We start from the raw sequence: 15646 nt of genomic DNA, 5'->3' as shown, positions 1-15646 counted from the left end.
TTGACTGATTCTCTATGAGTTTATTAAACAATACGCGTTACACAAAAAGTTCCGGTACTTCCTTGTTCCGGTTAGCCATTGCCTTCGGCTGGAGGATAATAGTATGGTTTTGAAACAAAGAACGGATTTTGTCCAATTCATGCTAAAGATTTAAGTCAGCAGGGCTGTTTCTTCGGCATTTCAATTGAAAAATATCGCTTTGTTGAGGAGTATTATTGTTATTCCGGCTGAATATAAACTGAACCGGAGTCATTATTTACAGGGAGAAGTGCTTCCGGTGGTGGGATGTTTTACTCCTCGTTCCAACCGCTCCTGCGTGGGAATGCATACCGATCTTGCTTCGGGGCAGCCAGGCCAAGTAGATACTAATGCCGAAGTCTGGGGTGCGATGACTATATTAACGCGAACACAGCCTTATTTTTTCCAGCGCTGGAGGTAGCCGTTGGCGGCGATGCTCCATATTTTCGATTCATTGTCGGTAAAGCTCAGAGACAATATGGTTGCGGCCGAAGGGCGCCAGGCGTCTTCTTTTTTGGGGCGCCAAAGTTTTTCGAGTTTGCCGGTACTGACTCGCCAAAGATCGATGCGCTGCGAGGTGCGGCCGGTAACTACGTATTTACCGTCATGGGAGAAGCTCGCGGCAGATAAGGTTAGCAGTTTAGGGCCTACGTCTTTATACACTTTGCCGGTTGATGTTTTCCAAATAAGAACTTGACTCAAGGCCGCATTGGTCAATGCATATTGTCCGTCATCGCTTAATGCTACAGTCGCCAATTTATTGTGATGCGGCCAACTGTATTTGAGCGTACCGTTGGTTAAATCCCATAATTTTGCAGTGTTGTCTTCCGACCCGGTTAATGCATAGTGACCGATTCGGTCTAGTGCAGTAGTTAAGACGGCTTTATCGTGCGCAAAGGCGTAAAGCGTTCGGCCTTGATTCAATGCAAAATAGACGGCTTTATCCGGGAGTCCGATCAAGGCGTGTAAGCCGTCATGGGATAAGCTGACCGAACCGATTCCGGGCAGGCTCCAAACATTCAGCAGCGCGCCGTCGGCGATTCGCCACCAGGCAATCGAGTCGCGCTGCGCGGTGACGGCGTAGCGTTCGTTTCCTGAAATCGAGGCATGGACGATGCCGCTTTCGTCTTCCAGGTGTTTCCAGCTATGCAAAAGCGCCCTGGGTTTTAATTGCCAAAGTTCCGCAGGTCCCGAGGTTCTTCCTATTAACGCATAATGATCGGTCAGATCGGCGGAAAAAATGCCGTCATTAGCCAAGACGACCGTTTTATCGGCTTTCGGCGTTCGGTCGCACCCGATCGATAATGCGACAAGCCAGAGTGCCAGGATAACCCGGATGATCATATTAGTGTTCTCATAAGACGGTTGCAGCTTGATTGCCGGTAAACCATTGAAGTTTTTCATGCAAAGAGACGACAGTGCCGATTACAATTAATGTTGGCGGTGTGATGTCTTGTTTTGCGGCAATCTCGGGCAGGGTGCTCAATGAACCGGCAAACACGCGCTGCCGATCGGTTGTGCCTTGTTGTATCAATGCGGCCGGTAAGTTTTCGCTGGCGCCGTGTTCGATCAGTGAACGGCAAATAATCGGTAGGCCGACCAAGCCCATGTAAATGACGAGCGTTTGATTCGGTTTTGCAAGTTGTTGCCAGTTAAGGTTTACGGTGTCGTCTTTCAAGTGGCCGGTGACAAAGGTAACCGATTGCGCATGATCCCGGTGCGTCAACGGAATGCCCGAATAGGATGCGCAACCCGATGCAGCGGTAATGCCGGGAACGACTTGGAAATGAATGCCTTGTTCCATTAGGGTTTCGATTTCCTCGCCGCCGCGCCCAAAGATGAAGGGGTCGCCGCCCTTAACTCGCGCCACGCGTTTGCCTTGTTTGGCTAAATCGGCAAGCAATTCGTTGATCCGGTCTTGCGGCAGGCTATGCTCGCTACGCTGTTTGCCGACATAAATTTTGGTGCTGTCGCGGCGTGCAAGATCCAAAATGGCCGGTGCGACCAGGCGGTCGTAAACGATAACATCGGCTTGTTGCATTAAGCGCAGGGCTTTAAATGTGAGTAAGTCAGGGTCGCCGGGGCCGGCGCCTATTAAATAGACTTCTCCCTGGGGTTTAGCGTTTTGATGTTCGTGCAAGGATTTTAGCAGTTGTTGTTCGGCTTCTTCGTCCTTACCGGCGAACACCAGTTCCGCTACCGCTCCTTGAAAGGTGTTTTCCCAGAAAATTTTACGCAGAGACGGAGAGTCGATTTGTTGTTTCACCAACGGTCTGAATTTCTCGGCGAGTTGTGCCAAGCGGCCGTATCCTGACGGAATCAAGGTTTCTATTTTTGCGCGAAGCAGGCGGGCTAGAACGGGTGCGGCGCCGCCTGACGATACGGCGGCTACCAGAGGCGAGCGGTCGATAATGGCCGGAAAAATAAATGAGCAAAGCTGCGGGCTGTCTACGACATTGACCGGTATGTTGCGTTCGTGTGCGGATTTTGAAACCTGTTGGTTGGTTTCGAGCCGGTTAGTTGCCGACACAACCAAAATGAAGTTTTCAAGGTCTTCGGGTTGAAAAGATTTTTGTTTGATCGTCAATTGGCAGCGTTCAGCCATTGCGGCGACCGTTTCGCCGATGTCTTCGGCGATGACGGTAATGTCGGCTTCGGCTCTAGCGAGCAGGTCGATTTTACGGGCGGCAACTTCTCCGGCCCCGACGACCAGGCAGGGTTTACCGGTCAATTTGAAAAAAATTGGGAAATAGTCCATTGGGTTTGGCAATTCGCGTATGGGGACGAGAGTGATATACTTCGCACGGCCGTATTTGCGTCTTTTATGACAATGCTATTTTGTTCGGTAGCAAGGCGCGAAAACAGGCGCATAGCAAGCTATGTAACTGTTTTCGTAACGTAGCTATCGGACAAAAGAGCGCGACAGAAAATCGCAAATTTGGCTGTGTGAAGTATATTATAGCGACTCCTCGGATTGTACTAAAAATTAAAACTGAATCATGATTGAATACGATATTGAAGTCGATGCCTCCGGCCTAAATTGTCCATTGCCCTTGTTGCGTTTGAAAAAGGCTCTGCAACAAATGATGAGCGGCCATGTGGTCAAAGTCATCGCAACCGACCCCGCCGCGCATTTGGATATCGGGGTTTATTCCGATCAAACCGGGCACCGGATTCTTGATTATTTAAAAGAAGAAGATAAGCAGATTTTTTATATCAAGAAGAAATAGGTGAAAGGTGAAAGGTGAAAGGTGAAAGGTGAAAGGTGAAAGGTGAAAGGTGAAAGGTGAAAGGTGAAAGGTGAAAGGTGAAAGGTGAAATCGGCGTTTGACAAGTAGTCGAAATGCTACACCATTTCACTGCTCACTGCTCACTGCTCACTGCTCACTGCTCACTGCTCACTGCTCACTACTTTCCTCCAAGCCGAATGGCTTTCAATTTTCTGCAAGGCTGATTCTAACAAGGCCATGCCCGGTTCGGTTCGGTGCCAGGTCGAGGCGCCGGACGGATGGGGTAGGGGAATTGCGTCGGTGCAGTGGCCGTGAAAGGTTACGCTGTTAATGCCGCCGACGACGTCGTTGAGCCTTTTGACCGGCATCAACTGAGCGATGGCAAGTTTGCCGACCGGGAGGATTAATTCGGGTTTCAATAAATCGATTTCGGCTTGTAGCCATTTTGCGCAGTTTTCTATTTCCTGCCTATTTGGTACACGGTCGCCGCCTTTGGGATTCTTTCCCGGAAAACAGCGGCATACTGCGGCCATATAAACACGCCGGCGAAATGCGGTTTCATCTAGGCCGATGCTTTCGAACCATTTGAATAAAGTTTTTCCGGCTGTCCAGGCAAAGGGTTTGCCGAAACCGCCTTCCTTGTCCCCAGGGGCTTGGCCGATCAGCAATATTGGCGACAAGACCGGGCGGCCCGATACGACCGGCCCGGTCATTTCCGGGCATTCCTTGCATTGGGCCAGTGCCGAACGATGCTCGCGCATTAGATGTTCGCGTACTTGATATGAGGTCATGCTTAAAGGTCGATCTCGATGCCGACCGGGCAATGATCCGAGCCGAAGATGTCGGGCGCGATAAATGCGTTTTTGACTTTGCCGATCAACGTTTGGCTCGTCAATACATAATCGATCCGCCAACCGATATTTTTTGCGCGCGCACCGGCCCGGTAACTCCACCAACTGTAGGCGACAGTGTCCGGATGTAAATGCCGGAAGGTATCGACGAAGCCTGCTTCCAACATTCGGCTGAAGCCATCGATTTCGGCTTGGGTATAGCCGGCCGATTTATTGTAATTGGCTTTCGGGCGGGCGATGTCGATTTCTTGATGCGCGACATTGAAATCGCCGCAGGCGATTAACGGTTTTCGGCTATTGAGTTGCTGAAAATAGGCCGTCAATTCCTTATCCCAGATTTGCCGGTAGTCGAGGCGCACCAGTTTTTCTCCGGAATTGGGCACATAGACATTAAGCAGAATGAAATTTTCGAATTCGGCCGCGATGACGCGGCCTTCTTGGTCGTGCTCGTCGATGCCGATATCTTGCAGAATTTGTATTGGCTCTTGCTTGGTTAATAGCGCGACGCCGGAATAACCTTTTCGTCCTGCCGAGTTGGAATAAATGTGATAACTGTCGATACTTTCCAGGGCCGTTTGGACTTGGTCGTCCTGTGCCTTGGTTTCTTGTAACAGAATGCAGTCCGCGTCGAGTTTAGCCATTGATTCGGCAAAGCCTTTGCCCATCACTGCGCGTATGCCGTTGACGTTCCAAGAGATGATTTTCATGAATGAATAGTCCGAAAGAATAATGAATTTAAAAAGCTATGTTTTCCTCGTTTCCACCGCTCCCACGTGGGAATGCATACCGATGTTGCTTCTGCAGCCAAGGTAGGGGTTCCCACGGAGGACCGTGGGAACCAGAAAACTCGGAGCCACGCCATTCCCGTATTCCGCTGCGCTGCATACGGGCTACACGCTGCAAACCGCATCCAGCAGCGGAATTCATGTGCTTATTGATTAAACTGCCGAATTTAGGGTTATCGGACATGTTTGAAGAATAACTGTTTACTGCCAATCGATCACATGATCTTCCAGATCGTCGACTTCGGATTCTTTGATCGCAAAACTTGAAATCGATATGCCGGCTTCTTTGACGCTGTCTGGATTGCCGCTAACCAAGGGATGCCAATCGGGTAGGTCTTCGCCTATTGCCAGCAGCCGATAAGCACACGTTTCCGGCATCCAATCGAAAGCGGTCCATGTCGTCGATTGTTTTAAATCGACGCAGTCGGGTACCAACCGCGTTCTTTCCTGGTAACGAGTACAACGACAAGTGTTTAGATCGATCAGGTCGCAAACGGCGTTGGTGAGATAGATCTCGCCGGTGTCTTCGTCTTCCAATTTATTTAAACAACATTTGCCGCAGCCGTCGCATAGCGATTCCCATTCCTGAACGCTCATGTCGATCAGCTTTTTGGTTTTCCAGAAGCTCATGGGTGTAATCTTTCCATTAAATAACAGAGACAATCTTGTTTGATGACTTTTTCGTCCAGTGTCAGCATTGATGGCATGGCTTTGCGCGTGATGCGCAATTCGCCGTCCTGAATCTTAAAGAATCGATCGCTAATATTTTGCGCATTGTCGTCCAAGGCAAGAACCGGCAGAGTTTTTAAGCCGTCTACGGATCCCCAAACGGTTCCTGCAGGTATTTCATTAAAGTTCATGTGATCGAGATCTTTATTGAGCAGCAAGTCGGATTTTGTTTCTTGAAAGCTGAAGGTTATGGATTTGGGGATTTTAACTTGTGCAACCGTATGATAAAGATCGATGTCTTGCGGATAAACCGGATGTTCCGGGAAATCTCTCAAGTTTAAACAGCTATTGAGAAATTCGAAAGCATGCTCGATGCCGTGTAGTTGATCCGGTTTACCGCATTCTAAGGTTACCGATGGGCAGAGTTCGGCGAAGGCGGCCGATTGCACACCTTTCGGTCGCGTAAAATAAACAATTAGCCGACCGAAAAGCGATGCGAGTTGTAAAAATTTGTCATCCAGTTTATTGACGCAGGCGTAATGCGGATTCAATCCGGTATTGTTATGAATATCGATACTCGCGAATACGTTTTTAGCCCGCATAGTATCGACAACTTGTTGGGTCATTCGAATTTCAGGGCAGTCCGGTAACTCGCTACCGGGCCAGATGCGATTGAAATCGGGTTGCCGGTCGAGTCTTCTCAAGCCGAGTCGGGCGGCTTGCGTATTACCGAAAAATATCGATACCGAACGGGGCAGTTCGCGGTCTTTATATTTTTTTAGTAAGGCCTGTGCTGCGAGTAAGCCGGTCGGCTCATTGCCATGCAATAACACTGATATGAATAAGGGCGCCGGGTCTTTTCCTATTAAATGTATCAGCGTCGGGTTGGGCAGTATCTCATGCAGGGTTTCGGAGGAGGCCGTTAATAGGCCTTCCGGTAAATAGTCGAGTTGATTCAGTTGCACAGAATTTAATGGAGCAGTATTCATTGAAATAGAGTTTAAATTAATAGCCATTCGCTGACCGGCTTGCCTCGGTTTTGGTTGACGAGATATTGCCGGGTCATCGCGGTAAAGTCGTCCGGGTTGTTCGTCATGAAGTCGCGTTGCCATTGTGAACCGGTTTGCTTGGTTGCAATACGGTGCTGCACAATGCCTAGAAAGTCTTCGATATCGCAGCGGCTGATGCCGAGAGATTTTAATCCCATGACCGCGCGTGCGACGAGCTCGGCAACGAATAATGACTGCATGCGGTGTTTGACGCCGTCTAGCCAGGCGATCGGACTTTCTAAACCATATCGTGCCGCTTGATAGAAATTATCTTTAGCTTGGCTAAACGGAACCGTGATGCCTTTGTCGATGATTTCATCGCATAGATTTTTGGTCAATCCATAAAAAAATAAGGCATTGGCGATTGCGTCGATCACGGTCGGTCCGGCTGCGGGTGTTCGATGTTCGATGCGGATATGCGGGGTGCCGTCGTCGTCGAAACCGATCAACGGTCTGTTCCAACGCCAAATTGTTCCGTTATGCAATTTTAAATGCTCGAAAATTTCCGAGACGGGGCCTAAGTCTTCGGGCAGTAAGATTGGGAAATGATCTAAGTTTTCTTGAAAGCATTCTAGGATCGTTTTTCTAGCGTAACCGGTTCCGAAGCTGACCCGTTTGACCGGTCCTTGCGCAGCACCGGCATAGCCGCCCGTTTCGATGGCTTGCTCGAACAGTGGAATTCGCGATTCGTGCCAAAGATTTTTACCGAACAAATACGGGGCATTGCCGCATAGCGCGACCATCGGCGCCGAAGCGATAATCGATGCGTTATAAAAATGATGCGCGATAGCAAGCGGCACCTGCGTGTGGATTTGGAATGAGGTCGTTGCCGATTCCATCATTACGTCATAATGGTCTGTTTTCAGATGTTCGATACCGGTGATATCGAGATGTATCGGTTTACCCCGGGAATGCAGGATTTGTTCGTTTAGGGCGCGGTAGCGATTGAGATCCGACATATTGCCGAGGTTAAGGTCGGCTTGTTTCAGTGTCGGAAGCGTGCCTATCATGATGATGTGAGCATTGCAGTTTTCTGCCTGATGGCGCGCCTTACTCCAGGTTGTTTGCAATTGTTCGGTAAGGCGGCTGCCGAGATTGCCGGCCAATGGTGTCGGTACGCTGTTGAGTTCGATATTGAATTTTGCCAACTCCTCGCAGGCTAAAGGATCGTTTAAGCCGGACAGGAAGCGATCGTTAATCGGTGCGGGAACCATGTTATCGTCGACCAACCAGGCTTCGATCTCGAAGCCTGCGACCGGATGACGGGTCGAAAAGGCTTGTCGATCGAATAATTTACTGAGGAGTAAAGTTTCCTGAGTCAATTTTCGATGGAACCGGTCGAAATCGCCCAAATCGTAATGCGATGCTGAGATTTCCTGCCCCATAATTGTTATCCGGTTTAATTGGAGTCATGTTAATTTCAATCGGCTTAACACGTCAACCGATAGTGGTATTTGTGACCACGCGAAGTACCTATTTACTGCGAAAGTACACGATTCGAAAAGGGTGTGGTTGCTCGACGACTTGTTAGGACGGGGTTTGCAACTCCGTCCTAAACGTTTCGACCGTGGCCAAAGCAAAACGTTCGGAGCGGGTTGAATAACCCGCCCGCGTGAAGAAAGCACCACGTACCATTTCGCAAGTCTTCAGGAGTTGTCCTGCCTAAAAAAGGTACGCGAAGCGTACCCTACGACGCGCCTTGAATTTTAAGCGCTTTTGAAAAGGCATGGTTTTTTCAATTATTACTCCCTTTTGATTGAAAAACCGTCTAAGAATAAAAGGTATGGGATGTGTCTATCGAGGACCGCCGTTCACCCAGCACCTAAATTATCCCAGATAGTTAACCATAGCCAATGGACTATGGAATTTAGGTGCTGGGTAAACCCATCCATGGGGGCTTGACGGCAGCGCTCGAACGCCAAGGATGGCGTGAATGCAGATTTTGCAGGAGCAAAAATCTGCCCTGCTGCCGACATCCTCGCTAGCCACACCCCATACCTTCACAAAGATAACTAATTTTTGAGTATAAAGGGAGTAGCGCATACATAACCAATATTTAGGCGTGCGCTTCGAATAAATCCCAAACGGGTTTTATGCGTTCGGGTAATGGCTTTAAGCGCCCGAGTTCCACCCAGACGTATTTCGGATTGTGAAAATCCGAACCTTTCGAGCCGGCCAGATCGAATTTTTGCGCGTATTGCATCGAGGTTTGAATTTCGGCCGGGTCGTTGCGACCGCAGACCACTTCGATCGCGTCGCCGCCGGCTTCTTTGAACGCGGCTAATAAACGTTTCATCCAGGAAGCGGTGAGTTTGTAACGCATCGGGTGCGCTAATACCGCGATGCCGCCCGATTCCTTGATCCAGCCGATGGCTTCTTCGAGTCCGGCCCATTCGGTCGAGACGAAGGCGGGTTTACCTTGGCCGATGTATCGGTCGAACGCTTCTTGCTGCGTCGTGACATGGCCCTCCGATAACAAAAAATCGGCAAAATGGGTGCGCGTGATCATGCCGTCGCCTGCGGCCGCCTTAACCGCTTCGAGCGCTCCGAAAATACGTTTTTTTTCCAGTTTCCCGGCAATTTGTTCGGCACGTTGGCCGCGTAGCGCTTGCAGTTTGTGTATGCCTTCTTTCAGGTGGGGGCTTTCGGGATCGATATTCAAGCCGACGATGTGTAGGCAGTGTTTATGCCAAGAGGTTGATAGCTCGATGCCTGAAACTAGATCGATACCGGCTACGTTTGCCGCTTGCTTGGCTTCGGCGAGCCCATCGGTCGTGTCATGGTCGGTCAATGCGAGGCAGGTGACACCTTGCTCCTTGGCTCTCTGAATCAGTTCGCTAGGCGATAATGCGCCGTCCGAGGCGGTGGAGTGGCTGTGGAGGTCGTAGTTTTCTGGCATGGTTGAATTAAGACGAAAGATGAAAGGTAAAAGATGAAAGGTAACAGATGAAAGATGAAAGATGAAGGACGAAAGATGACCTTAGTGTATTCATCTTTTCTCTTTCGTCTTTCGCCTGCTCTTTCATTGATATTCACCGTAGAGTTTTGCATAGAGACCTTTTTGTGCGATTAAGGTTTCATGGCGGCCTTGTTCGCAGATGCCGCCTTCCTCGAATACATAGACATGATCGGCTTGTTTAACGGCGCTCAGGCGGTGGGCAATAATGATCGTCGTTCGGCCTTCGAGAAATTGGGCCATGGCTTGATGCAGTTTGTGTTCGGTTTCGGAATCGAGAGCCGAGGTGGCTTCGTCGAGTATCACGACTTTCGGATTTGCGACGATCATGCGGGCGATCGCCATTCTTTGCCGCTGTCCGCCCGACAGGCGCATGCCTTGCCGGCCGACGATGGTGTCAAGTCCCTTGGGCAATTCGTCGATAGCGCTTTTCAATTGAGCAATCTCAAGGGCTTTCCAGAGTTCACGATCATCGACCGGTTTGCCAAGTGTCAGATTCGTTCGAATCGTGTCATTAAACAAAATCGGATGCTGCAATACCGTGACGACATGCTCACGGATAACTTCGAGTCCAATCTGTTCGACCGGGACCTCGTCGTAATAAATGGTGCCGCTATCGGGCGTGTAGAGGCCGATTAGGGTTTGCACCAGAGTCGATTTGCCGCCGCCGCTGGCTCCGACCAAAGCGACTTTTTCGCCTGCAGGTATGGTGAGTTTAATGTTGTTCAAGACCTTTTCGTCGCTATAACCGAAATTCAGATTTTCGACGCGGATCGAGACGGTTTTTTTATGGCTAAAAGGGTTTTTAATATGCGGATAATGCGGCTCTTGTTGCAGCGCGTTGAGTTTATTGATTCGATTCAACGCGCCTTTAGCGGCATAAAAGGCATATTGGATGCCCAAAATTTCCTGAACCGGCGCCATCATGAACCAAAGATAACCGAATACCGCAAGCATTTGGCCGATACTGAGGTCGGAATAAAACACCATCAGCATTGCCAGTGCGCGGAATATGTCGAACCCGAATAAAAAAATCAAAAAACTCAAGCGGGTTGCCGCATCGCTTTTCCAGGCAAAGGCGGTCGAATAGTCTTTGACCGAGCGCGCTGCGTCGATCAGTTGTAGGCAATAATGTTTCTCTCGGTTGCTCGCTCTGATTTGATGAATCGCTTCGAGCGTTTCGGTCAAGGCTTGCTGAAAGACTCCGTAAGAAGCATTTTCTTTCGATTTGAGGTCTTTTACTCTGGAACCGACCGCGCGCGTGAAATAGATAACGATAGGGTTCAACAGCAAAATAAAGAGACCCAATTGCCAATGCATCCATAGCAAAATGGTTGCTGTGCCGACAATGGTCAGCATGGCAACCAATAAGCGGCTGATCGTGGTGCCGATAAAGCTGTCGATCGTATCGAGATCTGTAACCAAGTGCGTGACGACCGTGCCGGCGCCCAAGCTTTCGTATTCGGACATCGATATGGTCTGCAGGCGGTCGATCAGGTTACGTCGAATTCTAAAAACGATATCCTTGGCAATGCAGGTGAATTGTTTGCCTTGTATGATGTGAAACAGGATCGAGATAATGCGCAGCAATAGGCTGAGCAGTAGAATCGTTAGGATATAGAGAATGGGGCCTTGCCAGGCTTCGGGTGTGAAACGATTTATCGTGGCGATGACTAGGCCTGGCTTGTCGAGCAGCACTTCGTCGACTAGTAGCGGCATTAGTAAAGGTACAGGAACACTGGCAATCGTTCCCAGAATCGCTATGATATGGGCAACAAGCAATTCTTTTTTATGCAGCAGCGCGATGCGATAAATATAATTCCAAGTGTATAGTGATGGTTTTTGAATGAGCTTTTTACTATGCACGTTCCGCCGCGTTAACTGAGATAAATAAATAAAATTATAAGCCGTGTCGTATTTTTTAAAAACCCTAAACCCAATGAATGTTCAATTAATTATTTGCCTGATAGGGCTGTTCAGCCCGTTTTCAGTCGCATCGGCAATGAATATCGACGATCGGCGTCAGGCATTTTTGAATGCCGAGAAACAAATTGCGTCAATGAATCGCGGTGCTTTTCCTGAAAATGCCGAAACGCTCAGCGATTATCCCTTATATCCGTTGCTAAAGTATCAATGGCTTAAAAATAATTTGGACCGCGATAGAGAGATTAAACGTTATTTGAACGATTATTCAGACATGCGCTATTCGGCGTTGTTGAGACGCGATTGGTTGAAGTATTTGGCGGACGGCAAGCGGTGGCAGGCATTGGTTGAGCATTATCGGCCGACTGGCAATGCCGAGTTAGCATGTCATTATCAATGGGCCAGATTAAAAACCGGGTTTCGGGATGACGCATTGATCGAAGCCAAAAAACTTTGGACGGTCGGTTATTCGCAGCCAAAAGCTTGTGATGCTCTATTAAACGAATTGATGGCTTCGGGTCAATTAACGCAAGACATGATTTGGCGGAGATTCGAGCTGGCCTTGAGAAACAACAGGGTTTCCTTGGCCCAATATATTAAAAAATTGCTCGGTCCGAACGAGCAGTCAGTGGCCGACTTTTGGCTCAAGGTGCATCAGTCGCCTCGAATAGTCGAGCAGTCGTCCGAATGGCAAAAAGATTATCGAATGCTTGGATCTATTTTCGCTTACGGCATCGAGCGCTTGGCCGATTCCGGTTTGGATGCGGCGTTGAGTGTTTGGGACGGCAATAAAGGTCGTTATCGAATGTCGGTCGAGACTATCGATAAAGTCGAACGTAAGTTAGGCCTATCACTGGCTTTTGAGAGAAGGCCGGGAGCTTATGACCGATTGAGTAGGGTTAACAATGCCGATGCTGCGGCTAGGGAATGGCGGGTTAGAGCGGCCTTGCTCGAACAAAACTGGACTCATGTCATTGAAGCTTTGAGCGGTTTAAGCGAACAGGAAAAAAACCAACCCCGTTGGCAATATTGGTTGGCCCGCGCGTTGAATGAAGCCGGGCAACGCGAGCGAGGCAGCAAGGTATTCGAAGCATTGGCAAGCGATCGCAGTTTGTTCGGGTTTATCGCGGCGGAAACTCTGAATAAGCCACCGATGCTCTCCGATCGCCCTCTGGCATTGACATCGGAGCAATTGGCAAGTTTTGAACGGATGCCTGCCGTGAGTCTCGTTGCCGAACTGAAGTCAGTAGGTCGAGAGCAGGAAGGACTTCGGCAATGGTGGTATTTGCTGAATAGGCTTGATAAGGAGCAAATTCTAGTTGCCGCCAAATTAGCGCAGCAGTGGGGCTGGACGCAGACCGCGGTATTTACGATTGCGAAAGCGGAATATTGGGACGATGTAAGCTTGCGCTTTCCGCTCGATTATCTCGGCGACATTAAAAAACAGGCAAGACAACAGGCCTTAGACCCGGCTATTGTATTGGGGCTGATACGTCGGGAGAGCGTTTTCGATCCTAAGGCAAGGTCGCCGGCCGGCGCGCGCGGTTTGATGCAAATCATGCCGCAAACCGGTCGGCAAATCGCGCGAAAACTCAATGAAACATGGCAATCGGAAAATAGCTTGTATCAGCCTAATGTAAATGTTAAGTACGGTACGCATTATTACAAGCAAATGCTCGACCGTTTCGGCGGTCATTTTGCCCTTGCCGCAGCCGCTTATAACGCCGGTCCGGGAAGAGTCGATCGATGGTTACCGAGGCATCATCCTTTACCGGCCGATATTTGGATGGAAACGATCCCGTTTAAGGAAACCCGAGAATATGTCGCTGCGGTTTTAGGTTATGCGATGATTTATCAGCTTATGATGGAACGAGATTCGATTCGGCTCGGCGATGTCATGAAAGATGTGCAGCCCGGTTGATGTTGTCGGGAAGTATTGACAATGTTCCTTAGGAATATGCACAAAATAACTTATACAAGTAGTAGGCTTTGGGGCGGTTCGGTAACTCGCTTGATAGGACGCCGTGAACCCAGCACCTAAATTATCCAAGATAGTTAACCATAGCCAATGAGCTATGGAATTCATCCAGCACCTAAATTAGCCATAATATTAAACATAGCTAATGGACTATGGAATTTAGGTGCTGGATTTAGGTGCTGGGTGAATACGTCTATGTAGGCTTGACGGTGGCTATTCCTGCCGCCGACACCTGTCAATCGAACCACCGAACCCCCTTCTAACAGTCGTCGAAGTTATTTCATGCTCGTTCCTTATCGCCATTTCGGATGAAAATTGAGCTGATTTTTTTTGTTATCTAATGGATAATACACCGTTTAATAAAAATTTAGCTTAGGTACTAATAATGGGGAAGCAGCATAGTTTTACGCGCGAAGAATTATTAATGTCCGGCAGGGGGGAGTTGTACGGGCCGGAAAATGCGCAATTACCATTACCGAATATGTTAATGATGGATCGCATCACTCATATTTCCGACGAAGGAGGTAAGTATGGTAAAGGTGAAATCATTGCTGAATTGGATATTAAACCCGATTTGTGGTTTTTCGAATGCCATTTTCAAGGCGACCCGGTGATGCCGGGATGTCTCGGTTTGGATGCAATGTGGCAATTGGTCGGGTTTTATTTATGCTGGATGGGCGGGCCCGGTAAAGGCCGTGCATTGGGGGTCGGCGAAGTTAAATTTACAGGTCAAGTTCGTCCCACCGCAAAAAAAGTGACATATCGTATTCATTTGAAAAGAGTGATTATGCGAAAATTAGTCATGGGCATTGCCGATGCCACGATGGAAGTCGATGGTAAGGAAATATACGAAGCGACCGATTTGCGAGTGGGTTTGTTTACTTCAACAGAAGATTTTTAGGGGCGTAATTGATGGTTTGGGGGCGTAGTTGATGAAAAAAGTCGTAGTGACCGGTTTAGGTATTGTTTCCAGCATCGGAAATAATCGTATAGAGGTAGTCGATTCCTTGAAACAAGGTCGTTCCGGAATTTCGTTTGCCAATGATTATCAAGAGCTTGGTTTTAGAAGCCATGTGCGCGGCGCGATTAATATCGATCTTAATGAATTCATAGATCGAAAAATTAAACGTTTCATGGGCGACGGCGCCGCGTTCAATTATGTTGCGATGCAACAGGCGATCGAGGATTCGGGGCTTGAGGAGTCTGAAATCTCTAATTTCAGAACGGGATTAGTCATGGGGTCCGGCGGCCCGTCGACATCGAATTTGGTCGATGCTGCCGATATTTTGCGCGAAAAAGGCATTAAAAAAGTCGGTCCTTACATGGTGCCGAGAACGATGTCGAGTACGAACACCGCCTGTTTGGCCACGCCGTTCAAGATTAAAGGCGTCAATTATTCGATCAGTTCGGCCTGTGCGACCAGCGCGCACTGCATCGGTCATGCAATGGAACTGATTCAAATGGGTAAGCAGGATGTCGTATTCGCCGGCGGCGGCGAAGAGGTGCATTGGACGATGTCGCTATTATTCGATGCCATGGGCGCGTTGTCGTCGAAATATAACGATGCTCCCGAAACTGCATCACGCCCTTATGATGCAACGCGCGACGGCTTCGTGATCTCCGGCGGCGGCGGCGTGTTAGTGATCGAAGAACTCGAGCATGCCAAGGCGCGTGGCGCTAAAATCTATGCCGAATTAACCGGTTACGGTGCGACTTCGGATGGTTACGACATGGTGCAGCCTTCCGGCGAGGGTGCTATCCGCTGTATGCAGCAGGCAATGGCGACTGTCGATGCGAAGATCGATTATATCAATGCGCACGGCACCAGCACGCCGGTCGGCGATACCAAAGAGCTCGAAGCGTTGCGAGCCGTATTCGGGCAAGGCAAAGTGCCGCAGGTGAGTTCAACCAAGTCGCTGACCGGTCATGCACTGGGCGCGGCCGGCGTCAATGAGGCGATTTATTCATTGTTGATGATGGAAGAAGGTTTTTTGAGCGCTTCGGCCAATATTACCGAACTCGACCCCGATGCAACCGATATTCCTATCGTGCGTGAATTTAAGGACAACGTCACACTGAACACGATCATGTCGAATAGTTTCGGTTTCGGGGGCACCAACGCGACTTTGATATTCCAGCGTTATAACGGTTGATATTTGTCAAGTTCCCACGGACTTAGCGCGGGAA

At 49.1% G+C, this 15646-nt stretch carries 13 protein-coding genes; 4 read left to right on the top strand and 9 right to left on the bottom strand.

The features are described 5' to 3' along the window. Window positions 1–414 precede the first annotated feature (414 nt). A complete protein-coding gene (locus tag ACINK7_RS13290) occupies window positions 415–1422 on the bottom strand; it encodes a WD40 repeat domain-containing protein (protein ID WP_404355826.1) in 1008 nt (335 codons plus the stop codon). After that, a complete protein-coding gene (gene cysG, locus ACINK7_RS13285) occupies window positions 1373–2776 on the bottom strand; it encodes a siroheme synthase CysG (RefSeq protein ID WP_404355824.1) in 1404 nt (467 codons plus the stop codon). Before cysG ends, ACINK7_RS13290 begins: the two co-directional genes overlap by 50 nt. 241 nt (window positions 2777–3017) lie before the next feature. Here cysG and ACINK7_RS13280 point away from each other — a divergent pair, with 241 nt between their 5' ends. Beyond that, a complete protein-coding gene (locus ACINK7_RS13280) occupies window positions 3018–3248 on the top strand; it encodes a sulfurtransferase TusA family protein (protein ID WP_404355822.1) in 231 nt (76 codons plus the stop codon). 161 nt (window positions 3249–3409) lie between these two features. On the opposite strand, the gene ACINK7_RS13275 is transcribed toward ACINK7_RS13280, so the two are convergent. From ACINK7_RS13275 to ACINK7_RS13245, 7 genes are all read right to left on the bottom strand, one after another. Then, the gene (locus ACINK7_RS13275) at window positions 3410–4039 is read right to left on the bottom strand and encodes a uracil-DNA glycosylase family protein (protein WP_404355821.1); all 630 of its coding nucleotides are present in this window, start codon (window positions 4037–4039) and stop codon (window positions 3410–3412) included. Window positions 4040–4041: 2 nt separating this feature from the next. Then, window positions 4042–4806 carry an exodeoxyribonuclease III gene (locus tag ACINK7_RS13270; RefSeq protein ID WP_404355819.1) on the bottom strand — a complete coding sequence of 255 codons (765 nt, stop codon included), beginning with the start codon at window positions 4804–4806 and terminating at the stop codon, window positions 4042–4044. A 279-nt stretch (window positions 4807–5085) separates the two neighbouring features. Further along, complete coding sequence (locus tag ACINK7_RS13265) at window positions 5086–5523, bottom strand: YcgN family cysteine cluster protein (RefSeq protein WP_404361453.1); 438 nt, start codon at window positions 5521–5523, stop codon at window positions 5086–5088. Beyond that, entirely contained in the window at window positions 5511–6518 is a 1008-nt protein-coding gene (locus tag ACINK7_RS13260) for a M14 family metallopeptidase (RefSeq protein WP_404355817.1), read from the bottom strand. Before ACINK7_RS13260 ends, ACINK7_RS13265 begins: the two co-directional genes overlap by 13 nt. A gap of 35 nt (window positions 6519–6553) precedes the next feature. After that, entirely contained in the window at window positions 6554–7987 is a 1434-nt protein-coding gene (locus tag ACINK7_RS13255; protein ID WP_404355816.1) for a glutamate--cysteine ligase, read from the bottom strand. Window positions 7988–8658: 671 nt separating this feature from the next. Continuing rightward, window positions 8659–9501, bottom strand: coding sequence for a PHP domain-containing protein (locus ACINK7_RS13250; RefSeq protein ID WP_404355814.1), 843 nt, complete (start codon window positions 9499–9501; stop codon window positions 8659–8661). Window positions 9502–9624: 123 nt separating this feature from the next. Beyond that, window positions 9625–11424, bottom strand: a complete 1800-nt coding sequence (locus ACINK7_RS13245) for an ABC transporter ATP-binding protein (RefSeq protein ID WP_404355812.1) — start codon at window positions 11422–11424, stop codon at window positions 9625–9627. A gap of 73 nt (window positions 11425–11497) precedes the next feature. Here ACINK7_RS13245 and ACINK7_RS13240 point away from each other — a divergent pair, with 73 nt between their 5' ends. The 3 genes from ACINK7_RS13240 to fabB all read left to right on the top strand — a co-directional run bounded on the left by ACINK7_RS13240 (window position 11498) and on the right by fabB (window position 15612). Continuing rightward, window positions 11498–13402: a transglycosylase SLT domain-containing protein gene (locus tag ACINK7_RS13240; RefSeq protein ID WP_404355810.1), complete on the top strand. Its 1905-nt coding sequence runs from the start codon at window positions 11498–11500 to the stop codon at window positions 13400–13402. Window positions 13403–13844: 442 nt separating this feature from the next. Further along, window positions 13845–14360: a 3-hydroxyacyl-[acyl-carrier-protein] dehydratase FabA gene (fabA, locus tag ACINK7_RS13235; RefSeq protein WP_404355808.1), complete on the top strand. Its 516-nt coding sequence runs from the start codon at window positions 13845–13847 to the stop codon at window positions 14358–14360. A gap of 31 nt (window positions 14361–14391) precedes the next feature. Further along, window positions 14392–15612 (top strand): beta-ketoacyl-ACP synthase I, encoded by a 1221-nt coding sequence (gene fabB / locus ACINK7_RS13230; protein ID WP_404355807.1) that lies wholly within the window; start codon window positions 14392–14394, stop codon window positions 15610–15612. Window positions 15613–15646 lie beyond the last annotated feature (34 nt).

Origin of the sequence: Methylotuvimicrobium sp. KM1 (assembly GCF_044788715.1) — a bacterium.
Classification (GTDB): domain Bacteria; phylum Pseudomonadota; class Gammaproteobacteria; order Methylococcales; family Methylomonadaceae; genus Methylotuvimicrobium.
The sequence above is the reverse complement of the archived record's forward strand: the minus strand, read 5'-3'. Positions and strand labels throughout refer to the sequence as shown.